This window comes from Halomonas sp. LES1 (assembly GCF_031846005.1).
In the GTDB taxonomy this organism is placed as follows: domain Bacteria; phylum Pseudomonadota; class Gammaproteobacteria; order Pseudomonadales; family Halomonadaceae; genus Halomonas.
Genome location: NZ_JAVRGC010000001.1, coordinates 725,708 through 749,691, shown reverse-complemented (window position 1 = coordinate 749,691; position 23,984 = coordinate 725,708). Strand labels below are relative to the sequence as shown.

Below are 23,984 nucleotides of genomic sequence, written 5' to 3'. Positions count from 1 at the left end.
CATGGGGCGGACGGGCCCCTATAATCCACCCCGCGCGACTGGCAGGTACAGCCGGTCTTGCCGCCCCCCCGGCAACGGCCGATGCCTTCCCGAAACCACCGCCCGCCCGGAGCCACCCGAAGCTTTCCGTGTGGGCCATAGAGAGTGTGTAGAGAGCCGTGAATAGCAAACGACCCGTAAATCTGGATCTGTCCACGATACAGTTTCCGCTACCCGCCCTGACGTCGATCGCTCACCGCATCACCGGCGTCATCCTCTTCATCGGTACCATCTTTGCCTTCTGGGCACTGAGTGAGTCGCTCTCATCGCCGGCAGGCTTTGCCGCGGTAAGCGATGCGCTGGCCGGCAACTTCCTGGCCAAGCTGATCGCCTGGGGCCTGCTGTCGGCCCTGGCCTTTCACTTCGTGGCCGGCATCAAGCACCTGCTGATGGATATGGATATCGGTGTGACCCTCGAGGGCGGCCACAAGAAGGCGCAGATCACCGTGGTGGCTAGCGCCGTACTGATCATTCTGGCGGGAGTCTGGGTATGGTAACCAACATCACGAACCTTGGCCGCAGTGGCCTCTCCGACTGGCTGATCCAGCGGGTCTCCGCCGTTATCCTGGCGGCCTATACGCTCTTCATCGTTCTCTATCTGCTGTTCAACCCGGATCTCGACTACCTGACCTGGAGCGGCCTGTTCGCCCAGACCTGGATGCGCATCTTCTCGCTGCTGGCCTTCATCTCTCTGGCTGGCCACGCCTGGGTGGGGCTGTGGACCGTGACGACCGACTACCTCAAGTCGACCGCCATTCGCCTGACCGTTCAACTTCTTGTCATCCTGGCCATCTTCGCCTTCCTGGTCTGGGGCATTCAGATTCTGTGGGGAGCTTGATTCATGTCCAACATGCGTAGCCTGTCCTTCGACGCGATCATCATCGGTGGCGGTGGTGCCGGCCTGCGAGCCGCCCTCGAGCTGGCCAAGTCCGGCAAGAAGACCGCGGTGCTCTCCAAGGTCTTCCCGACGCGCTCGCACACCGTGTCCGCCCAGGGCGGCATCACCTGTGCCATCGCTTCCGCCGACCCCGACGACGACTGGCGCTGGCACATGTATGACACCGTCAAGGGCGGCGACTATATCGCCGACCAGGACGCCGCCGAGTACATGTGCTCCGAGGGCCCCAAGGCCGTCTTCGAGCTCGAGCACATGGGGCTGCCGTTCTCGCGTTTCGACAATGGTCGCATCTATCAGCGTCCCTTCGGTGGTCAGTCCAAGGACTTCGGCGCCGGCGGCCAGGCCGCGCGTACCTGTGCCGCGGCCGACCGTACCGGGCACGCACTGCTGCATACGCTTTATCAGAACAACCTGAAGAACAATACCACCTTCCTCAACGAGTGGTACGCCGTCGATCTGGTCAAGAATGCCAATGGCGACGTGGTGGGCTGCATCGCCATGGATATCGAGACCGGCGAAGTGGTGCACGTCAAGTCCAAGGCCACCGTCCTGGCGACCGGCGGTTCCGGTCGTATCTACGCCTCTACCACCAATGCCCTGATCAATACCGGTGACGGTGTCGGCATGGCGCTGCGGGCCGGCTTCCCGATGCAGGACATGGAGATGTGGCAGTTCCACCCGACCGGTATCTACGGTGCGGGCACCCTGGTGACCGAAGGCTGCCGCGGTGAGGGTGGCTACCTGGTCAACAAGGATGGCGAGCGCTTCATGGAGCGTTACGCTCCCAACGCCAAGGACCTGGCCGGCCGCGACGTGGTGGCCCGCTCCATGGTCATGGAGATCCTCGAGGGGCGTGGCTGCGGCGAGAACGGCGATCACGTCTATCTCAAGCTGGATCACCTGGGCGAGGAGGTCCTCGGCAAGCGTCTGCCCGGCATCGTCGAGCTCTCCAAGACCTTTGCCCACGTGGATCCGGCCAAGGAGCCGATCCCGGTGGTGCCGACCTGTCACTACATGATGGGGGGCGTGCCGACCAACGTGCATGGCCAGGCCATCATGCGCGGTGAGGATGGCAAGGACCAGATCGTCAACGGCCTGTTCGCCTGCGGCGAAGTGGCCTGTGTGTCGGTCCATGGTGCCAACCGCCTGGGCGGCAACTCGCTGCTCGACCTGGTGGTGTTCGGTCGTGCCGCCGGCATGTTCATCGAAGGGGCGCTCAACGAGGGTATCGACTACCTCGATGCCTCCGAGTCCGATATCGAGACGGCGATGAAGCGCATCACCCGCTGGAACGAGTCCGAGAGCGGCGAGACCGTGCCGGAGCTCAAGCGTGAGCTGCAGGCCATCATGCAGAACTCCTTCGGCGTATTCCGCGAAGAGGAGAACATGCAGAAGGGCGTCAAGCAGCTGGCCGAGCTGCGTGGGCGTATCGACAACGCCTACCTGCCCGACAAGTCCAACGCCTTCAACACCGCTCGTGTCGAGGCCCTCGAGCTCGACAACCTGATGGAAGTCGCCGAGGCGACCGCCATCGCGGCACTGGAGCGCAAGGAGAGCCGTGGCGCGCACTCCCGCTACGACTACCCGGACCGTGACGATGTCAACTGGCTGAAGCACTCGCTCTACTTCCCGGCCGACAAGACGATTGGCAAGCGCGACGTCAACTTCGCGCCGAAGACCGTCGACACCTTCGAGCCGAAAGTCCGTACCTACTAATTCAGCTAACACGAGGGTGAGTCACGATGCTTCAGGTATCCATCTACCGCTATAACCCGGAGACCGACTCCGCGCCGTACATGCAGGAGTTTCAGGTCGACACCCAGGGCCGCGACATCATGGTGCTCGATGTCCTGCACATGATGAAGGAGCAGGACAACGGCCTGGCCTACCGTCGCAGCTGCCGCGAAGGCGTGTGTGGCTCCGATGGCATGAACATGAACGGCAAGAACGGCCTGGCCTGCATCACTCCGATCTCCGATGTGGTGAAGGGCAACAAGCTGGTGCTGCGCCCGCTGCCGGGCCTGCCGGTCATCCGTGACCTGGTGGTCGACATGGGGCTGTTCTACCAGCAGTACGAGCGCATCCAGCCGTACCTCCAGAACGACGAGCCGGCGCCGGCCATCGAGCGTCTGCAGTCGCCGGAGGATCGCGACAAGCTCGACGGCCTCTACGAGTGTATCCTGTGCGCCTGCTGCTCCACTTCCTGCCCGTCGTTCTGGTGGAACCCGGACAAGTTCGTGGGGCCGGCGGGGCTGCTGCAGTCCTATCGCTTCCTGGTGGACTCGCGCGACACGGCTACCCGCGAGCGTCTGTCCGAGCTCGAGGATCCGTTCAGCGTGTTCCGCTGCCGCGGCATCATGAACTGTGTGGCGGTGTGTCCCAAGGGACTCAACCCCACTCGCGCCATCGGCAAGATCCGCGAGATGCTGCTGGCCGATAGCACCTGAGCCGATGGCACTTAAATCGAGCTCCGTGGCTTGTTATCATATGCCGCAGCACACCCCCTGTGACCCCGTGTCGCAGGGAGTGGTGAGATAGTGTCGGAAGCCGGTGCCCTGGGCGCCGGCTTTTGACCATGGGATTGAGTGACCATAGGTTCGAGTGACCACAGGTTCAGCAACCATAGATTCAAGGTTTCCGGCCCACGATGGCCGGAGATGCCGGAAACGCATGGGCCCCAGCCGGCAGGGCACCACCGATGTCGCCGTGGCCGCGTCGCGGTGACGCCGATCACACCCCATCAGTGCAGGGTGACCGAGAGATGCAACAAGGCATAATGGAGTTGATGTGGCGCTCCTCGCACGTCAGTGGCAGCAATGTCCACTACGTGGAGGCGCTATACGAGCAGTACCTCGATGATCCCTCCGCCGTTCCCGACGAGTGGCGCCAGTACTTTGACGAGCTGCCGCGCCCCGATGACGGCCCCCACCATGATGTTCCCCTGACCCCCGTCCGCGAACAGTTCCATCAGCTGGCCAGGCAGCGCCGTACGGCACTCGCGCCCGCTGCCGCCGATGGCGAGGAAAATCGTAAGCAAGTCAGGGTTCTGCAGCTGATTAACGCCTATCGCTTCCGCGGTCACCAGAAGGCGGATATCGACCCCCTCAAGCTGCGCAGCGAGACGCCGGTCCCCGACCTCGACCTCTCCTTTCACCAGTTGACGAAGGCCGACCTCGATACCGAGTTCCAGACCGGCTCGTTCTTCCTGGGCATGGACAAGGCGCCGCTCAAGGAGATCGTCGACGCCCTGGAGAAGACCTACTGTCGCTCCATCGGCTGCGAGATCATGCACATCGTCGATACCGAGGAGAAGCGTTGGCTGCAGCAGCGCTTCGAATCGGTGCGCAGTGCGCCCGCCTTCAGCAACGACGTGCGTCAGCACGTGCTGGAGAGACTCACCGCCGCCGAGGGCCTGGAGAACTACCTGGCCTCCAAGTATCCGGGGACCAAGCGCTTCGGCCTGGAGGGGGGCGAGTCCTTCATTCCGATGATGGATGAGCTGATCCAGCGTGGCGGGGGCTATGGGATCAAGGAGGTGGTGATCGGCATGGCCCACCGCGGGCGCCTCAACCTGCTGGTCAACATCCTTGGCAAGAACCCCGGCGAGCTGATCGACGAGTTCGACGGCAAGAAGGTGATCGAGCGTGGCTCCGGTGACGTCAAGTACCACCAGGGGTTCAGCTCGAACGTCATGACGCCGGGTGGCGAGGTGCACCTCGCGCTGGGCTTCAACCCCTCTCATCTCGAGATCGTCGCCCCGGTGGTCGTGGGCTCGGTGCGGGCCCGCCAGGATCGCCGTGACGACAGCGATGGCAACAAGGTACTGCCGATCAACATCCATGGTGATGCCTCGTTCGCCGGTCAGGGCGTGGTCATGGAGACCTTCCAGATGTCCCAGACCCGTGCCTACAAGACCGGCGGCACGGTACACATCGTCATCAACAACCAGATTGGCTTTACCACCTCGCATCCCGAGGACTCGCGTTCCACGGAGTACTGCACGGATATCGCCAAGATGGTTCAGGCGCCGGTCTTCCATGTCAATGGTGATGACCCCGACGCCGTGCTGCACGCGACCCAGGTGGCCCTGGATTATCGTCAGCAGTTCAAGAAGGATGTGGTGATCGATCTGGTGTGCTACCGCCGTCGCGGTCACAACGAGGCCGACGAGCCCAGCGGCACCCAGCCGATGATGTACCGCAAGATCAAGGATCACCCCTCCTCGCGGGCGATCTATGCCGAGCGACTGGTGGCACAGGGCGTCCTCACCGAGGAGGAAGCCAAGGGCATGATCGAGACCTATCGCGAGGACTTGATCGCCGGCAACCATGTGGCCAACGCCCTGGTGCAACAGCCCAATACCTCACTGTTCGTCGACTGGAAGCCCTATCTGGGACATGAGTGGACGGGCTATGCCGACACCTCGGTCCCGATGAAGAAGCTCCAGCGCCTGGCGGCGAAGATGTGCGAGATTCCCGATGGGGTCGAGGTACAGCGCCAGGTGGCCAAGATCTACGCCGATCGGCGCAAGATGCAGGCCGGTGGCCTGGCCCTCAACTGGGGCTTCGCCGAGACCCTGGCCTACGCCACGCTGATCGACCAGGGGCATCCGGTGCGCATCACCGGCCAGGACGTGGGTCGCGGCACCTTCTCTCACCGCCATGCGGTGGTGCACAACCAGAAGGATGGCAGCGCCTATGTGCCGCTGCAGTACATGGCCGATGGTCAGCCGCGCTTCACCATCCACGACTCCTTCCTCTCCGAGGAGGCGGTGCTGGCCTTCGAGTACGGCTATGCCACCACCGCGCCCAATGACCTGGTGATCTGGGAGGCGCAGTTCGGCGACTTCTTCAATGGCGCCCAGGTCGTGGTCGACCAGTTCATCTCCTCGGGCGAGACCAAGTGGGGACGCCTGTGCGGGCTGACCATGCTGCTGCCCCACGGCTATGAGGGGCAGGGCCCCGAGCACTCCTCGGCGCGCCTGGAGCGCTTCCTGCAGCTGTGCGCGGAACACAACATGCAGGTCTGTGTGCCGACCACCCCGGCGCAGATCTTCCATCTGCTGCGCCGCCAGGTGATCCGCAAGGTCAGAAAGCCGCTGGTGGTGATGTCGCCCAAGAGCCTGCTGCGCCACAAGGATGCGACATCGAGCCTGGATGAGCTGGCCGATGGCGGCTTCCAGATGGTGCTGGCCGACCAGGCCGGGCTGGAGGCCGAGAGGGTCGAGCGCATCATCCTGTGTGCCGGCAAGGTCTACTATGACCTGGCCGCCTGGCGGGAGGAGAATGCCCGTGATGATGTCGCCATCCTGCGTGTCGAGCAGCTCTACCCCTTCCCCAAGGAGGAGCTCTTCGAGGCGATCAAGGCGTACACCAATGTCACCGACATCGTGTGGTGCCAGGAAGAGCCGCTCAACCAGGGCGCCTGGTACCCGAGTCAGCACCATATGCGTGCCGTCGCGGAAATGCTCAAGGACGGTCTGGGTGGCAAGCTCAAGTTTGCCGGTCGTCCGGCATCGGCGGCACCCGCGGCTGGTTACATGTCCGTGCACACCGAACAGCAGCGCCAGCTGGTGGAAGACGCCTTCAATCTGTAATGGCGCCCACCGGGACGAGAGAGAACCTACAAGGGATACGACATGGCTACCGAGATCAAGGCCCCAACCTTTCCGGAATCCGTTGCCGAAGGCAGCGTCGCTGCCTGGCACAAGAAGCCGGGTGACAGCGTCGAGCGTGACGAGCTGATCGTCGAGATCGAGACCGACAAGGTCGTGCTCGAAGTGCTGGCCCCCGAGGCGGGCGTTCTCTCCGAGACACTGGTCGAGGAGGGTGACACCGTGGAGTCCGAGCAGGTGCTGGGACGCATCGGTGAAGGCGAGGCCAAGGGCGGCAAGGCGTCGGCAGAGAGCGGCGACAAGCAAGACGCCAAGGCCGAGCAATCGTCCGAGGCCAAAGCCGAGACATCGTCCGAGGCCAAGGCCGACAAGCCGGCTGCCGGCGGCGGCGAGAAGCACGAAGTGAAGGCGCCGACCTTCCCCGAGTCGATCCAGGAAGGCACCGTGGCCAGCTGGAACAAGCAGGTCGGTGAAGCGGTCAAGCGCGACGAGGTGCTGGCCGAGATCGAGACCGACAAGGTGGTGCTGGAAGTGGTGGCGCCCGCCGACGGAGCGCTCGTCGAGATCAAGGCCGAGGAGGGCAGCCAGGTCGAGTCCGAGGCGGTGCTGGGCATCTTCGCCGAAGGCGCCGGCGGTGAGGCGGACACGGCCGCCGATGTCGAGCCGGCTGCCTCCGCCGATGATGGCGCCAGCGACGAGCAGGTGGGGGACAAGATCCTGGCCCCGGCCGCGCGCAAGCTGGTGGCCGAGCATGACCTCGATGTCAGCAAGATCGAGGGGACCGGCAAGGGCGGTCGCATCCTCAAGGAGGATGTGCAGCGCGCCGTCAAGGAGGGCTCTGCCGCCAAGGGCGCCAAAAGCGCCAAGGCGTCCACCGGCTCCGCCAAGGCCGCCGCTCCGGCGCCCGCCGTCGAGGGCGAGCGCCCCGAGAAGCGTGTGCCGATGAGCCGTCTGCGTCAGACCATCGCCAAGCGCCTGGTTCAGGCCCAGCAGACCGCCGCCATGCTGACCACCTACAACGAGGTGGACATGGGCGCGGTGATGGCGCTGCGTGCCCAGTACAAGGACACCTTCGTCAAGACCCACGATGTCAAGCTCGGCTTCATGGGCTTCTTCGTCAAGGCGGCCAGCGAGGCCCTCAAGCGTTTCCCCGACGTCAATGCCTCCATCGACGGTACCGACATCGTCTATCACGGCTACCAGGATATCGGCGTGGCGGTCTCCACCGATCGTGGTCTGGTGGTGCCGGTGCTGCGTGATACCGACAGCATGAAGATCGCCGATGTCGAGAAGGGTATCGTCGACTTCGGCAAGCGGGCGCGTGACGGCAAGCTCGGCATCGACGAGATGCAGGGTGGTACCTTCACCATCACCAACGGCGGCATCTTCGGGTCGCTGATGTCCACGCCGATCATCAACCCCCCGCAGACGGCGATCCTGGGCATGCACAAGATCCAGGAGCGCCCCATGGCGGTGAACGGCAAGGTCGAGATCCGCCCGATGATGTACCTTGCGGTCTCCTACGATCACCGCATGATCGACGGCAAGGACGCGGTGCAGTTCCTCGTCACCATCAAGGAGCTGCTGGAAGATCCGGCACGCCTGCTGCTGGATATCTGAGCGGCACGAGCCGCCGGCTGATCCCGGCGGCCCCTGAACCCAAGACATGCAACAGGAGCCAATATGGCCGACAAGTTTGATGTGATCGTGATCGGTGCGGGCCCCGGTGGCTACGTGGCCGCCATTCGTGCCGCCCAGATGGGCCTCAAGACGGCCTGTGTCGAGAAGTGGATCGGCAAGGAGGGCAAGGTCGTCTTCGGTGGCACCTGCCTGAACGTAGGCTGCATCCCGTCCAAGGCGCTGCTCGAGGCCTCCCACAAGTTCGTCGAAGCCAAGCACGACTTCGATGACCTGGGCATCCAGGCCAGCGATGTCCAGGTGGACGTCGAGAAGATGATCGCCCGCAAGGACAAGATCGTGAAGAACCTCACCGGTGGTATCGCCGGCCTGTTCAAGGCCAACGGCGTGACCGGTATCGAGGGAACCGGCAAGGTGACCGGTGGCAAGCAGGTCGAGGTGACCGACCAGGATGGCAAGGCCACCACCTACGAGGCCGATAACATCATCATCGCCGCGGGCTCCGTTCCGGTGGAGATCCCGCCGACCCCGCTGACCGACGACATCATCGTCGACTCCACCGGTGCCCTGGAGTTCACCGAGACGCCCAAGCGTCTGGGTGTGATCGGCGCCGGCGTGATCGGTCTCGAGCTGGGCAGCGTCTGGAACCGTCTGGGCTCCGAGGTCACCGTGCTCGAGGCCATGGACAGCTTCCTGCCGATGGTCGACGGTGCCATCGCCAAGGAGACCCAGAAGCTGCTCAAGAAGCAGGGGCTGGATATCAAGCTGGGCGCCCGCGTCACCGGTTCCGAGGTCAAGGATGGCGAGGTCACCGTCAAGTACAGTGACGGTGACAACGACCAGGAGGTGACCTTCGACAAGCTGATCGTCTGCGTCGGCCGCAAGCCCTACACCAAGGGCGTGGTTGGCGACGGCGTTGGCGTGGAGACCGACGAGCGCGGTTTCATCCAGGTCGATGACCAGTGCCGCACCAGCGTGCCGAGCGTCTACGCCATCGGCGACTGCGTGCGCGGCCCGATGCTGGCTCACAAGGCCTCCGAAGAGGGCATCATGGTGGCCGACATCATCGCCGGCCATAAGGCCGAGATGAACTACGACGCCATCCCCAGCGTCATCTACACCTTCCCCGAGGTGGCCTGGGTCGGCATGACCGAGCAGGATGCCAAGGCCAAGGGCATCGAGGTCAAGACGGGCGCCTTCCCGTTTGCCGCCAGCGGTCGCGCCATGGCCAACAATGCCACCGAGGGCCAGGCCAAGATCATCGCCGATGCCGAGACCGACCGCGTGCTGGGCCTGCATATCGTTGGCCAGCATGCCGGCGAGATGATTGCCCAGGGGGTCATCGCCCTGGAGTTCGGTTCAAGTGCCGAGGATCTGGCGCTGACCTGCTATGCCCACCCGACCATGTCGGAGGCGGTGCATGAGGCCGCGTTGGCCGTGGAAGGCCATGCCATCCACATGGCCAATCGCAAGAAGAAAAAGAAGTAAGGATAACAAGCGCCGCCCACCGGGCGGCGTGCCCCTTCCGGCGATGCATCGGAGGGGACGGTGGTGCCTCCTGAGTCAGACCGCCGAGGTCGAGCCGGGGCGCCGTTCGAGTCACATGCAACCAATGGCATGAATCGATGAACCTTCACGAGTATCAAGGCAAGCAGCTGTTTGCCGACTATGGTCTGCCGGTGTCCAAGGGCTTTGCCGTGGATACCCCCGAAGAAGCCGCGGAAGCCTGCAAGAAGATCGGCGGCGACATGTGGGTTGTCAAGGCCCAGGTCCACGCTGGCGGCCGCGGCAAGGCCGGTGGTGTCAAGCTGGTCAAGAGCGCGGAGGAGGCCAAGGCCTTCGCCGAGCAGTGGCTGGGCAAGAACCTGGTGACCTTCCAGACCGACGCCAATGGTCAGCCGGTCGCCAAGATCCTGGTCGAGACCTGCACCGATATCGCCGACGAGCTGTATCTGGGCGCCGTGGTCGACCGTGGCACCCGCCGCGTGGTCTTCATGGCCTCCACCGAGGGCGGTGTCGAGATCGAGAAGGTCGCCGAGGAGACTCCCGAGAAGATTCTCAAGGCCGAGATCGATCCGCTGGTGGGTGCACAGCCCTACCAGGCGCGTGAGCTGGCCTTTGCCCTGGGCCTGAAAGGTGACCAGGTCAAGCAGTTCACCAAGATCTTCCTGGGCCTCTCCAAGATGTTCCACGACAAGGATCTGGCGCTGCTCGAGATCAACCCGCTGGTGATCACCGACGAGGGCAACCTGCACTGCCTCGACGCCAAGATCGGCCTGGACGGCAACGCCCTCTATCGCCATCCGGACCTGCAGGCCATGCGCGACCCCTCCCAGGAGGACGAGCGCGAGGCCGAGGCCGCGGCGTGGGAGCTCAACTACGTGGCCCTCGACGGCAATATCGGCTGCATGGTCAACGGTGCGGGCCTGGCGATGGGGACCATGGACATCGTCAACCTGCACGGCGGCAGCCCGGCCAACTTCCTTGACGTCGGCGGCGGCGCCACCAAGGAGCGCGTGGCCGAGGCCTTCAAGCTGATCCTCTCCGACGACAACGTCAAGGCCGTGCTGGTCAACATCTTCGGCGGTATCGTGCGCTGCGACATGATCGCCGAGGGCATCATCGGTGCCGTCGAGCAGGTCGGTGTCAATGTGCCGGTCGTGGTGCGTCTGGAAGGTACCAACGCCGAACTGGGCGCCGAGAAGCTGGCATCCAGCGGACTCAACATCATCGCTGCCGAGAGCCTCACCGATGCGGCTCAGCAGGTAGTCAAGGCAGCGGAGGGCAAGTAATGAGCATCCTGATCGACAAGAGCACCAAGGTCATCTGCCAGGGCTTCACCGGTGGCCAGGGGACCTTCCACTCCGAGCAGGCCATCGCCTACGGTACCCAGATGGTCGGCGGCGTGACCCCGGGCAAGGGCGGCCAGGAGCACCTCGGTCTGCCGGTGTTCAACACCGTCAAGGAAGCCGTCGAGAAGACCGGCGCCGAGGCCAGCGTGATCTACGTGCCGGCCCCGTTCTGCAAGGACTCGATCCTCGAGGCTGCCAATGCCGGCATCAAGCTGATCGTGTGCATCACCGAAGGCATCCCGACCCTCGACATGCTCGACGTCAAGGTCAAGTGTGACGAGCTGGGCGTGCGCCTGATCGGCCCCAACTGCCCGGGCGTTATCACTCCCGGCGAGACCAAGATCGGCATCATGCCGGGCCATATCCACAAGCCCGGCCGGGTCGGCATCGTGTCGCGTTCCGGCACCCTGACCTACGAGGCGGTCAAGCAGACCACCGATCACGGCTTCGGCCAGTCCACCTGCGTGGGCATCGGCGGCGACCCGATCCCGGGCTCCAGCTTCATCGACATCCTCGAGATGTTCGAGAAGGACCCGGCCACCGAGGCGATCGTGATGATCGGCGAGATCGGCGGCACCGCCGAGGAAGAGGCGGCCGCCTACATCAAGGCCAACGTCTCCAAGCCGGTGGTCTCCTACATCGCCGGCGTCACCGCGCCTCCGGGCAAGCGCATGGGCCACGCCGGTGCCATCATCTCCGGTGGCACGGGGACCGCGGACGAGAAGTTCGCCGCCCTGGAAGATGCCGGTGTGAAGACCGTGCGTTCCCTGGCTCAGATCGGCGACGCGCTGAAGGAAGTGACCGGCTGGTAAGCCGAGTTCGTCTTCAAGCGATGTAAAAGGGGCGCCTTCGGGCGCCCTTTTTCGTAGGCCCTTTTCATGGCGAGGGATGGGGGAGTCTATGCCTCGGCGAGGCAGCAGCGGTCGCGCCCCTGGCGCTTGGCCTCGAGGAGGGCCCGGTCGGCGCGCTCGATGGTGGCCTGATACCCCTCGCCGGACTGCCATTCGGCGATGCCGGCACTGGCGGTGATAAAGAACGCGGTCTCTCCGTCATCGGCGGTCAGCGTGAGGCGTCGCAGCTGCTCGGTGAGCCGTCTCACCAGGGGGCGGGCCTGATCACTCGGCGTATCCGGCAGCACCAGCAAAAACTCCTCCCCGCCCCAGCGCCCACAGAGGTCATGTTGCCGCAGCGAACTCACCAGACACCTGGCCAGGGTGACAAGGACCCGGTCGCCGGTGGCGTGTCCATGGCGGTCGTTGATGGTCTTGAAGTGATCAATGTCCAGCATCACCAGGCTGGCGGTGCGGCGCTGGCGGATCACATCGGCGGTCAGGACTTCCAGCCGCTCATGCAGACAGCGTCGGTTGGCCAGGCCGGTCAGGGGGTCCAGGCGCGAGACATCCTTGAGTGCCTGGTTGCGCTCGTGCAACAGGTCCTGGAAGCGGTCGGCGATGTACGACAGCTTGTGCTGACGGCGGCGCTGGCGCTCCAGCTGCTGTCGTGTCTCCTGAAGGTCCTGCTGGGCCCCCTTCTGGAAGCCGTCGGCGATGGTGACCAGTCGTTCCAGCCGCTCCTGTTGCGCCAGGTGACGCCGATAGAGGCGCTGCAGCGCCGAGTGCAGCCTGTGCCCCCGGTACTCCTCCGTCGCCAGCAGGTCTGCCACCTCCTCCAGCAGCTCCCGTTCGCGTTGGCTCACGTGGAAATTTCCAGGGCACGAATGGCGAAGGGGTAGCTGCAATCCTCCTTGAACTCCTCGGCAAGCTCGGCGATGCGGTCGTTACGGGCGTCGTAGTGCCACACGACCTCGACCCGACGCCCCTCCTGGTAGGCCTCCTCGAGAAGATCGAAGATATCCATCATGACCTTTACCGAACTGGTGTTGAGATAGACCAGCTCGAGGCGGAGTTCGAGAGGGCGTGACTCCTGGGTGAGATAGGCCTCGACCCAGCCGATCACCGGGCCGAACAGCTCATAGGAGTTCTCCGGATAGGAGTCTCCCTGCATGCAGAGGCGTCCCGCCTGCCAGTCACTCTGGATGGCGGGGGTGGAGACGCTACCCGCAAGGTTCAGGTCCTGGTTCATGATCACTCTCCCTTTAGATGGTCGCCGTCAGGCTGAAGAAGCTTCGGCCAGAGGATAGAGGCTGCAGAGACGCGACCAGCGGATGGCTCGACTTGCGCGCCATGTCGATCAGCCCCAGGCCCGCGCCGCTGTCGGCCGCCTCGTCGCGGGGGCGTCGCAGCTGCTGCTTGTAGGCACGCTTGAGAGCCGCCGCATCCAGGGGGGCCAGGCTCTCCACGGCCTCGACCAGGCGTTGGCCGTCGGCGTCTTCCACCAGGTTGCCGGCCGATACCTGATAGTGCCCTTCGCCGTCTCTCGCCACGGCGATGGTCGCGGTCGCGTCCTCCTCCCCATACTCGCGACGGGTCGCATAGTGACGGATGTTCTGGGTCATCTCGATATAGACGGCGAAGACATCCATGGCAGCCGATGGCGCCGCAGACTGATGGTTCAGGTAGTTGCGCAGCGCGTGCCCGATCTCCTCGATCAGGCTGCGTGAGATGGGGCCGTTGAAGCACAGCATGATGCGCTGCTGGAGATAGGTGTTACGCAAGGTCAGAAGGTCCATGGCCTCTCCGCGTATGAGGTTGGTGGTGCTGTGATCAGGTATCCGCTGGTGCGGCCGGCGTGAAGCGAAAGCATAGCAGGGTAATGTCGTCGCGCTGGGGATGCTGGCCACGATAGGCGTCGAGCTCCGCTTCGTAGCGGGCGATCTGCTGGTCAAGCGGGGCGGTGGCATGGCGCTTGAGCATCTGCTCGAAGCGGGCATTGCCGAAGCCGAAGCCGTGCTCGCCCCCCGCCTGGTCGAGGAAGCCATCGGAGCAGAGGGAGTAGGTCCAGTGATCATTCAGCGGCAGAACGCGATTCTCGTAGGTCATGGCGCGCCGCTGGCCCAGGGCGCGGCGGCCGCCGAGGTAGATCGCCAGCTCCTCACCGTCGCTGGCATAGAGCGACATCTTGGCGCCGGCGAACGTCAGCTGTCCACCGTCGCGCTCGATCCAGACCAGGCCGATATCCATGTTGGTGGCGATGGAGGCGGGCAGGCTCTCGTGATGCAGCGTCTCGCGACTCTGGCGGTGGGTCTCGTTGAGGATGCCCGCCGGGTCGTCGGCTCCCACCTTGAGGATGGCGTGGTCGATGATCGCTCGAGCCAGCATGGTCATCAGCGACCCCGGCACGCCATGGCCGGCACAGTCGATCACCCCCATCAGATAGCCGCCGTCGGTGGCGTGGAAGATGTAGAAGTCACCGCCGACCTGGTCTCGTGGTCGCCACAGAAGCGCATGGCGGTCGGCCAGGTGGCGTGCCAGTTGTCGGTCGGGAAGGATGGCGCGCTGGATGATGCTGGCATACTCCAGAGAGGCGTCGATCTGGCGGCGGGCCGCGGTCATCCGCGCATTGCTGGACTCCAGGGCCTGGGTCCGCTGGCGAACCTTCTCCTCCAGTTCGCGAGTGTGACGCTGTATCTGACCCGCCATATGCGAGAAGGCCCTCGACAGCTCGCCGATTTCGTCACGGCGCTCGGTCGGCAGATGGCTGTCGTAGTCGCCGCTGGCGATGGCCCGGGCCGAATGCTGCAGGCCGCGCAGGGGAGCGAGAACCAGGCGTTCGATACCATAGGCGAATCCCGTCAGCAGGATCAGGAATACCAGCAGCAGGGCACTCGCCAGGGGCAGAAGCCAGCGGCTGTCGATAAGCGGAGCGCTCTTCAGGTCCAGGGCCGTCACCACCAGCCACTTGAGCTCGGGGATATAGCCCAGCGTGAGCAGGCGCGGTGCCCCCTCGAGCTCGGCTTCCAGGGTGGCTACCGTGCCGGGATATCGCTGCACATCGGCGATAGACGTCTCCAGCCGGTCGCGCTGGGCATCGTTGCCGAGCAGCGCCTGCAGACGGGGCGCATCATCGTTGAGGTCGGTCAGTGCGCCGGAGCTCAGCGCCAGCTGGCTGCGGTCGGGGTGGGCCTGAATGGCACCCCGGGCATCGATGATAAGCGGCGTCAGGCCTGGGGCGCTGCTGCGCATGAAGTCGTCGAGGAAGCGGCTCAGGTCGAGGCCACCGCCGGCCAGGCCCAGCGGTCGGTCGCCGTCCATGATCTTGACGTTGAACCAGACCTTGGCCAGCCCCAGCTTGGCGTCGAGGTTGACGTTGATGTTGTAGCCGTCGCCGCCGGCCATGGTCGCGAAGTACCAGGCGTTGTCGGGATCGTCGGGAACGACCCGGTAGCGAGGAAGACGGCTCTGAGGGGCAAGGCCGTCATTGTAGTAGTAGTTGCCGGTCTCGTGGTTGACGATGAAGTAGGCGTCACCACTGAACTGCTGGCGAAACCCTCTGGCCTCGCGGAAGAAGCGGTCACGGCGTGCCGCATGGTCCGGCTCGCCGAGCCATTCACGGGTCACTACCGAGTCGGCGAAGCGTCGGGAGAGCGCCAGCTCACGGGAAACGGGGGTCAGAATCTTCTGCATGTGCAGAAGGGTGTACTGCTCGGCGTAGCGTGTGGCGAAGTGGTGACGGACATTGTCGAGGGCCAGCCAGCCGATCAGAAGGGCTGGAATCAGGGCCAGCAGACAGGCCAGCAGCAGGCTCAGGGTGGACTGTCCGCGCAGTCCCCAGCGATAGGCCATGGGGTTTCCCTTGCGTCGATCCCGAGGCGGCCTGACATGACCGGCTTATTCGGAACCCTTGTTCTTCATTGTTGAATAAACAATGCCACATTTGTCGTCGTTCGACGACCCTCGACGCGGGGTCGGGAGGGAGTAGGGCGATCGCCATGGCGGTTCGGCATGGCAATCGCCTGCGAGTTGGGGAAGAGGCGAGATTACTCGGCGGGGCGTGCCACCAGCGAGCGGGTCTCCTCGCGGGCCTCGATCAGCGCCACGCGAACGTGATCGCCGAGCTTGTAGCGCTCCTCGCTCTCGATCTGGATACGTCCTTCCTTGTCGTCGATGGCGACCTTGGTGCGCTCGCTGTGCATCATCGGTGCCGGCACGAAGGCGGTGGCGCCGTTGGCCGTCAGGCGCACGCGCATGCCCCCGCGGTTGATCTGGATGATCTCGGCGTCGAAGGTCTCCTGGGACTCGGCGGCCGGTGTCAGGTAGCGCACGTAGAGCCAGTCCTTGACGTCACGCTCGGCCATCCGGTTGAGGCGCCGCCGCTCGGTGAGTTGCTCGGTGAGCTCGAGGCTCGCCTCGGCCGGTGCCTGCTCCCCCTTGAGCACCCGCTTGATCAGGCGGTGGTTGACCATGTCGCCATACTTGCGGATTGGCGAGGTCCAGGTGGCGTAGGCAGGAAGGCCCAGACCGAAGTGCGGGCCGGGCTTGGCCGACATGCTGGTGAAGCCCTGGAAGCGGCGCAGGCGGGCGTCGAGCCAGGCGTCATCGCGGCCTTCCAGCTCACGCTTGAGCTCCCTGTAGCGGGGCAACTCGGTAAGGGCCTCGCGTTCCACGGCGATTTCCTGGCTGGCCAGGAACTCCTGGGCGGCCTCGGCCTTGTCATCCTCGAAGGCGCGGTGCACGTTGAAGATACCGTGGCCGATATGCTCCGAGAGCAGGTCGGCACAGCAGGCGTTGGCGGCGATCATCGACTCCTCGATCATGCGATTGGCGATACGCCGCTCCTCGGTGCGGATATCCAGTACATTGCCGGCACTGTCCAGATCGAAGACGAAGTCGGGACGATCCTTGAACACCAGGGCGTGCTCGGCACGCCAGGCACTGCGTGCCTCGGTGAGGTCGCGCAGCGCCTTGAGCTGCTCGCCGATCGCGTCTGCCGGCGACCAGTCGCCCTGGCCCTCGAGCCAGTCGGACACCCGGTCGTAGGCCAGGCGGGCATGCGACATTGCGGTGGCGGCGAAGAAGCGGTAGTCGCCCAGGCTGCCATCGGCGTGCACGGTCAGCGTGCAGGCCAGCACGGGGCGCTCCTTGTTCTCCCACAGCGAGCAGAGGTCGTCGGCCAGCTGCTCGGGCAGCATGGTGACGTTCTGACCCGGCAGATAGACGGTGAAGGCGCGGGTGCGTGCCTCGAGGTCGGCGGCATGCCCCTCCTCGACGTAGGCGGTGGGGTCGGCGATGGCCACGCTGAGGTCCCAGCCGCCCTCCGCACGCGGCACGATGCGCAGCGCATCGTCCATGTCGCGGGTCTTCTCGCCGTCGATAGTGAAAAACGGCTCGGCGGTCAGGTCCGCCCGCTCGAGGCCCTCGTCACGCAGCGGCCAGTCGTCACCGGCGTCCGGGCACTCCTGCTCGAGGGCGTGGCGGGCGAGGGTCACGCGCCATGGCACGGCCGGGTCATCGGCCTTGGCCACCAGCTCGTCGATCTGGGTGAAGAAGCCGCGGTCGTCGGCCTTCAGGGGGTGGCGTACCAGGCGTGCCACTACCCAGTCGGCATCGCCGATGGTGCTCTCATCGAGGCTGCGCTTGATGCGGGCCTTGAGGACATTCTTGATGGAGGGGTGGTCCGGCACCACGGCCAGCCGGCCATCGCGCTTCTGGACCCGGGCGATAAAGCGCTCCAGTCCCTGTTCGATGAGGGTGTCGGGTTCGACGCTCTTCTTCTCGCCCTCCTCATGAAGCACCGCTGCCACGCGATCGCCATGCAGCACCTGCTTCATGGCGGGGGGCGGTACGAAGTAGGAGTCGCCCTCATCGGTTTCGAGAAAGCCGAAGCCCTTCTCGGTGGCCTTGATCACGCCCTCGACACGAGGGGTGGTGGAGCGAATCTGTTGCTTGAGCTGGGCAAGCAAGGCGTTGTTCTGCAGCATGATCACGAACGTGTGGCGGGGGTAGGCTGGCCACTATACGGATTCCCGATCGCCGCGCCAAACGTGGCGCGAGGGCGCGCCATGAATCAGTGGCTTGGCGCACTTCACGGGTGCCGGTAACGCGAAACGGCGCCTGCTGGCGCCGTCATCTGGTTCGTCCTGGGGGCTCAGCTTACTCAACTTACCGTGATCACCGAGCACTCGGCGGCGTGAGCCACCTTGTGGGAGACGCTGCCGACCACGAAGCCCTTGAGGTCACTGAGGCCGCGGCTGCCCATGACGATGGCGTCGACGCCTCGCTTTTGTGACTCGCTGAGGATGGCGCGGGCCGGGTCGCCCTGGATGATCTGCGTCTCGACGTTGGAGATGCCGGCATCGCGGGCGGCCTGCTCGGCGCGCTCCACGATCTTGCGTCCGGCTGCCTCGAGCTCCTCGTCGGTGGCCTTGAGGTCGACGGCGCCGATGCCCCACACCAGCAGCGTATCGTGGGCGAGCTTTTCGGGGATGTGCAGCAGGATCAGCCTGGTCTCATTCTGCTGTGCCAGCTGGCAGGCCACGGCGAGCGCCTGCTGGGCGTGCTTGGAGCCATCGACGGGAACCAGGATGGAGGTGTACACGGTGCGACTCCTTATCGGTCAGGGACTATCTCGAGCCTAGTCGTTTTCCTTGTCGGGGTCATGTGCCATGGCGCCCGGTGGGCCTAAGCTTGACCCGCATCAGGTCCGCCACGCTCCCCCTCCGCCTCGAGGCGACGCAGCTGCTGCCACAGCTCTCGGCGCAGATCCGCCAGGCGCGGTGCCTGCTCCTCGTCGAAGGGCAGCGGGCGAGTCAGGCGCTGGGTGCGCAGCCCAAGGCGCGCACTGGTCAGACCGATGCCGAGCCCCTGGGCGGCCCGTGTGGAGAGGCGCCCGGCCAGGTTCATCGAGAGCATCTCCATGCCGGCCTCACCGGCCATCTCGGTGGCGCCGGCGAAGGCCATCTGGCGCAGCACTTCCCGCAGCAGGCGCAGGCGGGCGGCATAGCCCAGTTCCAGGCCGTAGAGGCGACACAGGCGGTCGACCATCGCCAGGCTACGCCAGGCCACCAGCGACATGTCGACCAGGGTGAGCGGGCTGACCGCCACCATGACCGCGGTCTCGCCGGACATCCGCGAGACCAGGCGGCGGGCCGCCCGGTCGCGTGGGGCCAGCAGGTGATGGTCGAGCAGGGTATGCAGTTCGGTCGCGCCGTGATGGGGTTGTCGCGCGGTCAGGAAGGCCTGCCAGTGCGGGTGGTCGGTATCCAGGCTCAGGGCGCGGCGCAGGGCATCGGCGGTCGCGTCGGCCTCGCCGCGGGTGGCCGTGGCGAGGCCGCCCAGGCGCATGCGCAGCCGGTCATGACGCCGCAGGCGGCGCAAGCGCCATAGTTCGCGGCCGAGGGCGCTTGCGCCGAGGGTCAGGGCGATCAGCAGCAGCAGGCTCCAGGCGCTGGCCAGCCATTCCCCGCCGATGCCGGCGGCATACAGGGTGGTGCCGGCCTCGACGGCCCCCAGCCCCAGGGTGCCGCCAAGCAGCACCAGCAATCCCCAGCGGCGCTTGCGGGGACGCCCCAGGCTGGCCTCCAGCACCGGCTCGGCTGGCGCATGACTCGGTGTCAGCGCCTGGCTCGGCAGGTCGTGGGCATAGGCCTCGGGTGGGCGCGGATCCCTTGGTGTGGAGGAAGGGGCCGGCTCCTCGAGGGAGAAACGCCGTCCGGGGCGGGGATCATGGGGCGTGCTCACGTCAGCTTGTCTCCGATCAGCCAGTCGAGGGCGGCATCCATGCGGATATGAGGCAGGGCGCCATCTTCCATGGGCAGCGGGCGGAAGGCCGGGAAGTCGAAGCCCTGACGCGTCCAGAAAGCGTCGTCGGGAAGACGCTCCGGCACCTCGCCGGGGTAGATCAGCAACGGTTCGCCATCGAGGCCGGTGCCGCGCAGCGCCGGGGTGTGCCGTCCCTGGCTCTCGACCTCGCGCGACTCGCTGGCGCGAATCGCCGCCAGTGACAGGGCGCGTACGGGGACATCGGCATAGCGCAGGTCCTTGAGGGGCTCGGCCAGCAGGGCCTCGAGCAGTGACACCAGGCGAGGGTGCTGTTCGGGCGTCACATGATCGGCCTTGGTGGCGGCGATGGCCAGGCGATCGATGCGCGGGGCGAACAGCCGCGAGAGCAGGCTGCGCTGGCCGTAATCGAAGCTCTGCATCAGGTTGGCGAGTGCCCGGGAGAGGTCCTGGAAACGCTCGGGACCGGCATTCAGCGCTCCCAACAGATCGACCAGCACGATCTGACGATCGAAGCGCCGGAAATGGTCCCGATAGAAGGGGCGCACCACATGCTGCTGGTAGTAGCGGAAGCGCCGCGCCAGGGTGGCGTAGTTGCTCGACTCGGGCAGGCTGGCCAGGAGCGCGGGGTCCATGTCGCAAACCCCGGGCAGCGGGAAGAACTGCAGGACCGGCGCACCGGACAGGTCCCCGGGCAGCAGGAAGCGACCGGGCTGCAGGTCGGCGAAGCCCGCCTCCCGGGCGCTGCGCAGTCCGGCGGCGAAGTGCTCACTGATCTCGGCCAGCTGTGCCTCGTCGGCCTCGGCGGCGAGGTCGAGCCTTACGACCGCGGCCTGCCAGACGGCGAAGTGGGCGGCGCGCTGGTTGCCCTCCAGGGTGTGTTGTCGCGCACACCAACCGGGATAGTCCAGGCCCAGCAGCGGCAGGTCGAGGAGCCATTCGCCCGGGTAGTCGAAGAGGTCCAGGGTCAGCTGGCGGGAGTCGCCCCCCAGCAGGCCGGGGCGCGCGGGACGGTAGCGGATGGTCAGGCGCAGTTCGCTGATGCCGCGAGTGGGCTCGGGCCAGCGCGGCGGGGTCGCCGAGAGTGCCGCCATGGCCTGGTCATAGGGGAAGCGTGGCACTCCCAGGTCCTGCTGGCTGACACGCCGGGCCCCCAGCAGGCGGCCCTCCCTGGCGGCGGGCAGCAGGTCCAGGCGCGCCTCCAGGCCGGCATGACGCAGCTGGTTGACCAGGGAGGTGAGAAAGGCGGTCTTGCCGGCGCGGGAGAGGCCGGTGACCGCCAGCCGCAGCTGGCGATCGCGGCCCCGCTCCAGCAGGTCCTGTAGCTCACGGGTGAAGGGCTGGCGCATGCGGGGCTCCGTCAGCCGGCAACAAGGCCGTAGAGGGTCGGTGAGGCGGCCAGCAGGAACCCCGCGCCGGCGATGATGCGTCCCGGCCACAGATGGCGGCTGTAATGAGCCAGGCTCAGGCCTCCCAGGCAGATCAGCATGCCGAGGATATTGAACAGATAGGTGATCATCGACCAGAGGGGGTCGGGATTCATGCGATAACGCTCCTCGCTTGTGGTGTCACGTCGGGGATGGTATCAGGAGAGTCGGCCCAGCGGCAGCGCAGCAATCAAGGATGGCTTATGACGACGACCCCCGATGAGGTGCTGACATTCTGGTTCGATGAGCTCAACCCGGCTCAATGGTTCCGCAAGGATTCGCGTCTGGATGCCGAGATCGCCAGACGCTTCGGTGCCTGTCTGGCCGCGGCCTGTCGTGGCGAGCTGTGGCGCTGGCGAGAGACGCCGGCGGGTCGGCTTGGCGAGATCATCGTGCTCGACCAGTTCTCCCGCAATATTCATCGTGACACCCCGGCGGCCTTCGCTGCCGATCCCATGGCACTGGTACTCGCCCAGGAAGCGGTGGCTTGCGGCGACGATGCCGGTCTGCCGCCCAAGAGGCGAGCCTTCCTGTATATGCCCTTCATGCATAGCGAGTCGGCGGTGATCCACGAGCAGGCAGCATGGCTGTTCGATCAGCCGGGCCTCGAGAGGCACCTGGGTGTCGAGCATCGCCATCGCGAGATCATTCTGCGCTTTGGGCGTTATCCCCACCGCAATGCCATCCTGGGCCGTGACTCTACCCCCGAGGAGCTGGAGTTTCTGGCACAACCGGGCTCTTCCTTCTAGCGTCTTTATACTGGCGCCACATCACACTCTCCATTTATCACTCACCACTCACTATTCGTCACGACACATACGGGAGGCATCATGGGAATTATCGCCTGGTTGATTATCGGTGGCCTGGCCGGCTGGATCGCCGGTCATATCATGCGGGGAGGGGGCTTCGGTGTTCTCGGGAACATTGGTGTCGGTGTGGTCGGCGCGGTGATCGGCGGCTTTATCTTCAAGCAGATCCTCGGCATGGGTACCGGCGGGTTTCTGGGGTCGCTGTTCAGTGCCGTGGTCGGCGCGCTGATCCTGCTGTGGATCATCAGCAAGGTGAAGAAAGCCTAACTTCTCAGCGTTGATTGTTGTCCAAGGGCCGCCTGCAGGCGGCCCTTTGTCGTAATGAATTCAGAGTCGTGGGGAGGTCAGGGCAAATGGCCCAGAAAGCGGTTTGGATAGTCGCTGATCGCCGCATCGACCCCCCATTGCCATTGATGGTTGAAGGCGGTCGGGTCGTTGGGGGTATAGCAGAGCAGGGCGTAGCCATCCGCCTTGATCGCTTCGGCCGTTCGACGACTCAGCCGCCGCCAGTCGGCATGGATGCTGTAGGCCTCGAGCCCGGCGCAGCGCTTCTGCCAGCCGCGACCGACCCCCTCGAAGAGGACACCCAGCGCCAGCCGCGAAGCGGGCGCCAGCCGGCGCGCCTGGCTCAGGGCCTGGTCGTTGAAGGAGGAGGCGATCAGTCGCTCCGGGGGCAGGGCCTCGAGGGCGGCCGGAAGCGACGCCTCGACCAGCGCTTCGGCATTGCGCCCACGGTTGACCTTGAGCTCCAGGTTGAGCCCCATCCCCAGCTCGTCGATCAGCGTCAGCATCTCGTCCAGGGTGGCGATACGCTCGCCCCGGAAGGCATCGGAGAACCAGCCTCCCACGTCGAGCCGCCGAGCGGCGGGCAGGTCCAGGTCGGCGAGCCTGCCGCGGGCATCGGAGCAGCGCCGGACCCCGGCGTCATGCCAGATCACCGGGGTGCCATCGCCCAGCAACTGAACGTCAAGCTCGACCCAGCTGCAGCCGGCGTCGTGGGCGGCGCGTACGGCGGCCAGCGTGTTCTCGGGGGCTTGGGAGGAGAAGCCCCGGTGGGCCATCAGGCGGGGAAGCGAGATATAGGGGTGGGGCATCGGCCATCGTCCTGGTCAGCGAAGCGTCGTCACCGGCGGTGAGAAAGCCGCCCTAGCGTATCGCCATCCACCTGTTCTGGATATGGTCTGGTCTGGATATGCTAGGCTGCGCCACTTTCGATGCCGCCAGATTCAATGCAGCCAGAGCGCCACCGCCGGTGCAGGAGAGTGAGATGAGAGTCGTGAATATCAACAACCCCAGCCAGCGCGAGGCGTGCCTGGCCCGGCTTTGCGCCGAGGCCTATGGCCATGAGGCTGGCCTTCGCCCCCTGGCCACCTTCGCCGGCACCCTGGCGGTGCTGGTCGAGCAGGAGGCGGCCAGGGTGCTGGCGCTGGTGGATGATCAGGCGCGTCCCGTCGCGCTGGCCCTGCTGGTGCTTGATGAGCATGGCAGCAGCATGACCGTGATGCTGCTGGCCGAGCTCGACCAGCAGAGCGTGGCGCGGCCGGCCGAGCGCCTGGTCGCCGAGCTGGCGCTCAAGGCGCCCCTGCGCGTCGATACCCAGGACGACGAGCAGAAGAGACGCTTCAGCGAAGCGGGGATCTCACGCTGGCTGGAAGGCAGGGCCGGTGTGAATATCGGCCTGGGACCCAAGCATCCCGCCACCTCACTGGAGGACCTGCCGCGGGCGCTGACCTTCGACGAGGCCTCGGTGATCCAGTCCTTCAAGCAGGACCGAAAGCAGTTCGATGACTACAAGGCGCGCTTTATCCGCGGCCTGGAAGCCTTTCCCGCCACCCTCTGAAGGGCAAGGCTATCGCAGTTACCGGAGGCAAGGGGCGCTGGGGATAAGCCGATGAGGAGGTCCGAGGACCAGGGACGGACGAGGTAGCGTACAGGGAGGTATTTACAGCGCCTCCTCGTCGGTCCGGCGCTCCGGGGCTTGTCGCCAGATCAGCCCCGAGAACCGAGCTGCCAATTATCTGCAATAGCCCTATTCTGAAAGGGGCACGACTTGACCGCAGGAGGCCTTGGCGCTTGACTGGTGGGATCATCC

At 65.3% G+C, this 23,984-nt stretch carries 22 protein-coding genes; 12 read left to right on the top strand and 10 right to left on the bottom strand.

Annotation, left to right across the window (positions count from 1 at the left end):
* Positions 1-158 precede the first annotated feature (158 nt).
* The 9 genes from sdhC to sucD all read left to right on the top strand — a co-directional run bounded on the left by sdhC (position 159) and on the right by sucD (position 11,853).
* Complete coding sequence (sdhC, locus tag RM463_RS03585) at positions 159-536, top strand: succinate dehydrogenase, cytochrome b556 subunit (protein ID WP_195687014.1); 378 nt, start codon at positions 159-161, stop codon at positions 534-536.
* Complete coding sequence (gene sdhD, locus RM463_RS03580; RefSeq protein WP_195687013.1) at positions 530-877, top strand: succinate dehydrogenase, hydrophobic membrane anchor protein; 348 nt, start codon at positions 530-532, stop codon at positions 875-877. The genes sdhC and sdhD overlap by 7 nt, the downstream gene beginning before the upstream one ends.
* A 3-nt stretch (positions 878-880) precedes the next feature.
* Positions 881-2,653 (top strand): succinate dehydrogenase flavoprotein subunit, encoded by a 1,773-nt coding sequence (gene sdhA / locus RM463_RS03575; protein WP_195687012.1) that lies wholly within the window; start codon positions 881-883, stop codon positions 2,651-2,653.
* A gap of 26 nt (positions 2,654-2,679) precedes the next feature.
* Entirely contained in the window at positions 2,680-3,384 is a 705-nt protein-coding gene (locus RM463_RS03570; RefSeq protein WP_195687011.1) for a succinate dehydrogenase iron-sulfur subunit, read from the top strand.
* Positions 3,385-3,698: 314 nt separating this feature from the next.
* Positions 3,699-6,533 carry a 2-oxoglutarate dehydrogenase E1 component gene (locus RM463_RS03565; RefSeq protein WP_311428998.1) on the top strand — a complete coding sequence of 945 codons (2,835 nt, stop codon included), beginning with the start codon at positions 3,699-3,701 and terminating at the stop codon, positions 6,531-6,533.
* A 42-nt stretch (positions 6,534-6,575) separates the two neighbouring features.
* Positions 6,576-8,171, top strand: a complete 1,596-nt coding sequence (gene odhB, locus RM463_RS03560) for a 2-oxoglutarate dehydrogenase complex dihydrolipoyllysine-residue succinyltransferase (RefSeq protein ID WP_311428997.1) — start codon at positions 6,576-6,578, stop codon at positions 8,169-8,171.
* A gap of 63 nt (positions 8,172-8,234) precedes the next feature.
* Positions 8,235-9,677, top strand: a complete 1,443-nt coding sequence (gene lpdA, locus RM463_RS03555) for a dihydrolipoyl dehydrogenase (protein WP_195687008.1) — start codon at positions 8,235-8,237, stop codon at positions 9,675-9,677.
* A 137-nt stretch (positions 9,678-9,814) separates the two neighbouring features.
* Positions 9,815-10,981, top strand: a complete 1,167-nt coding sequence (sucC, locus tag RM463_RS03550; RefSeq protein WP_132041370.1) for an ADP-forming succinate--CoA ligase subunit beta — start codon at positions 9,815-9,817, stop codon at positions 10,979-10,981.
* Positions 10,981-11,853: a succinate--CoA ligase subunit alpha gene (gene sucD, locus RM463_RS03545; RefSeq protein WP_132041371.1), complete on the top strand. Its 873-nt coding sequence runs from the start codon at positions 10,981-10,983 to the stop codon at positions 11,851-11,853. The genes sucC and sucD overlap by 1 nt, the downstream gene beginning before the upstream one ends.
* A gap of 86 nt (positions 11,854-11,939) precedes the next feature.
* Here the strand turns inward: sucD and RM463_RS03540 are convergent, their stop codons facing one another.
* The 9 genes from RM463_RS03540 to RM463_RS03500 all read right to left on the bottom strand — a co-directional run bounded on the left by RM463_RS03540 (position 11,940) and on the right by RM463_RS03500 (position 21,199).
* Positions 11,940-12,737, bottom strand: a complete 798-nt coding sequence (locus RM463_RS03540) for a diguanylate cyclase domain-containing protein (RefSeq protein ID WP_311428996.1) — start codon at positions 12,735-12,737, stop codon at positions 11,940-11,942.
* Complete coding sequence (gene siaC, locus RM463_RS03535; protein ID WP_311428995.1) at positions 12,734-13,123, bottom strand: biofilm regulation phosphoprotein SiaC; 390 nt, start codon at positions 13,121-13,123, stop codon at positions 12,734-12,736. The genes RM463_RS03540 and siaC overlap by 4 nt, the downstream gene beginning before the upstream one ends.
* Before the next feature lie 13 nt (positions 13,124-13,136).
* On the bottom strand, positions 13,137-13,670 hold the full coding sequence (gene siaB, locus RM463_RS03530; protein ID WP_311428994.1) for a biofilm regulation protein kinase SiaB: 534 nt from the start codon (positions 13,668-13,670) through the stop codon (positions 13,137-13,139).
* A 34-nt stretch (positions 13,671-13,704) separates the two neighbouring features.
* A complete protein-coding gene (gene siaA, locus RM463_RS03525) occupies positions 13,705-15,723 on the bottom strand; it encodes a biofilm regulation protein phosphatase SiaA (RefSeq protein WP_311428993.1) in 2,019 nt (672 codons plus the stop codon).
* A gap of 194 nt (positions 15,724-15,917) precedes the next feature.
* The gene (locus tag RM463_RS03520) at positions 15,918-17,858 is read right to left on the bottom strand and encodes an exoribonuclease II (RefSeq protein WP_311428992.1); all 1,941 of its coding nucleotides are present in this window, start codon (positions 17,856-17,858) and stop codon (positions 15,918-15,920) included.
* Between the two features lie 176 nt (positions 17,859-18,034).
* Complete coding sequence (locus tag RM463_RS03515; protein ID WP_311428991.1) at positions 18,035-18,475, bottom strand: universal stress protein; 441 nt, start codon at positions 18,473-18,475, stop codon at positions 18,035-18,037.
* Positions 18,476-18,558: 83 nt separating this feature from the next.
* Positions 18,559-19,617: a YcjF family protein gene (locus RM463_RS03510; protein ID WP_311428990.1), complete on the bottom strand. Its 1,059-nt coding sequence runs from the start codon at positions 19,615-19,617 to the stop codon at positions 18,559-18,561.
* The gene (locus RM463_RS03505) at positions 19,614-21,005 is read right to left on the bottom strand and encodes a YcjX family protein (protein ID WP_311428989.1); all 1,392 of its coding nucleotides are present in this window, start codon (positions 21,003-21,005) and stop codon (positions 19,614-19,616) included. Before RM463_RS03505 ends, RM463_RS03510 begins: the two co-directional genes overlap by 4 nt.
* Before the next feature lie 11 nt (positions 21,006-21,016).
* On the bottom strand, positions 21,017-21,199 hold the full coding sequence (locus tag RM463_RS03500; protein ID WP_161422179.1) for a hypothetical protein: 183 nt from the start codon (positions 21,197-21,199) through the stop codon (positions 21,017-21,019).
* 87 nt (positions 21,200-21,286) lie between these two features.
* Here RM463_RS03500 and RM463_RS03495 point away from each other — a divergent pair, with 87 nt between their 5' ends.
* A complete protein-coding gene (locus tag RM463_RS03495; protein ID WP_311428988.1) occupies positions 21,287-21,832 on the top strand; it encodes a DUF924 family protein in 546 nt (181 codons plus the stop codon).
* 81 nt (positions 21,833-21,913) lie between these two features.
* Positions 21,914-22,159 (top strand): GlsB/YeaQ/YmgE family stress response membrane protein, encoded by a 246-nt coding sequence (locus tag RM463_RS03490; protein ID WP_195686998.1) that lies wholly within the window; start codon positions 21,914-21,916, stop codon positions 22,157-22,159.
* Between the two features lie 77 nt (positions 22,160-22,236).
* On the opposite strand, the gene RM463_RS03485 is transcribed toward RM463_RS03490, so the two are convergent.
* The gene (locus RM463_RS03485) at positions 22,237-22,986 is read right to left on the bottom strand and encodes a glycerophosphodiester phosphodiesterase family protein (protein WP_311428987.1); all 750 of its coding nucleotides are present in this window, start codon (positions 22,984-22,986) and stop codon (positions 22,237-22,239) included.
* Positions 22,987-23,159: 173 nt separating this feature from the next.
* Between RM463_RS03485 and RM463_RS03480 the strand changes: the two genes are divergently transcribed.
* Entirely contained in the window at positions 23,160-23,732 is a 573-nt protein-coding gene (locus RM463_RS03480; protein ID WP_311428986.1) for a hypothetical protein, read from the top strand.
* The last annotated feature ends 252 nt before the right edge of the window (positions 23,733-23,984 follow it).

Excerpts from the sequence above, each read along its gene's own strand:
- sdhD (WP_195687013.1), top strand. The coding sequence starts at position 530 with ATGGTAACCAACATCACGAACCTTGGCCGCAGTGGCCTCTCCGACTGG.
- sdhA (WP_195687012.1), top strand. The coding sequence starts at position 881 with ATGTCCAACATGCGTAGCCTGTCCTTCGACGCGATCATCATCGGTGGC.
- RM463_RS03570 (WP_195687011.1), top strand. The coding sequence starts at position 2,680 with ATGCTTCAGGTATCCATCTACCGCTATAACCCGGAGACCGACTCCGCG.
- RM463_RS03565 (WP_311428998.1), top strand. The coding sequence starts at position 3,699 with ATGCAACAAGGCATAATGGAGTTGATGTGGCGCTCCTCGCACGTCAGT.
- odhB (WP_311428997.1), top strand. The coding sequence starts at position 6,576 with ATGGCTACCGAGATCAAGGCCCCAACCTTTCCGGAATCCGTTGCCGAA.
- lpdA (WP_195687008.1), top strand. The coding sequence starts at position 8,235 with ATGGCCGACAAGTTTGATGTGATCGTGATCGGTGCGGGCCCCGGTGGC.
- sucC (WP_132041370.1), top strand. The coding sequence starts at position 9,815 with ATGAACCTTCACGAGTATCAAGGCAAGCAGCTGTTTGCCGACTATGGT.
- sucD (WP_132041371.1), top strand. The coding sequence starts at position 10,981 with ATGAGCATCCTGATCGACAAGAGCACCAAGGTCATCTGCCAGGGCTTC.
- siaC (WP_311428995.1), bottom strand. The coding sequence starts at position 13,123 with ATGAACCAGGACCTGAACCTTGCGGGTAGCGTCTCCACCCCCGCCATC.
- siaB (WP_311428994.1), bottom strand. The coding sequence starts at position 13,670 with ATGGACCTTCTGACCTTGCGTAACACCTATCTCCAGCAGCGCATCATG.
- siaA (WP_311428993.1), bottom strand. The coding sequence starts at position 15,723 with ATGGCCTATCGCTGGGGACTGCGCGGACAGTCCACCCTGAGCCTGCTG.
- RM463_RS03520 (WP_311428992.1), bottom strand. The coding sequence starts at position 17,858 with ATGCTGCAGAACAACGCCTTGCTTGCCCAGCTCAAGCAACAGATTCGC.
- RM463_RS03505 (WP_311428989.1), bottom strand. The coding sequence starts at position 21,005 with ATGCGCCAGCCCTTCACCCGTGAGCTACAGGACCTGCTGGAGCGGGGC.
- RM463_RS03500 (WP_161422179.1), bottom strand. The coding sequence starts at position 21,199 with ATGAATCCCGACCCCCTCTGGTCGATGATCACCTATCTGTTCAATATC.
- RM463_RS03495 (WP_311428988.1), top strand. The coding sequence starts at position 21,287 with ATGACGACGACCCCCGATGAGGTGCTGACATTCTGGTTCGATGAGCTC.
- RM463_RS03490 (WP_195686998.1), top strand. The coding sequence starts at position 21,914 with ATGGGAATTATCGCCTGGTTGATTATCGGTGGCCTGGCCGGCTGGATC.
- RM463_RS03485 (WP_311428987.1), bottom strand. The coding sequence starts at position 22,986 with ATGCCCCACCCCTATATCTCGCTTCCCCGCCTGATGGCCCACCGGGGC.
- RM463_RS03480 (WP_311428986.1), top strand. The coding sequence starts at position 23,160 with ATGAGAGTCGTGAATATCAACAACCCCAGCCAGCGCGAGGCGTGCCTG.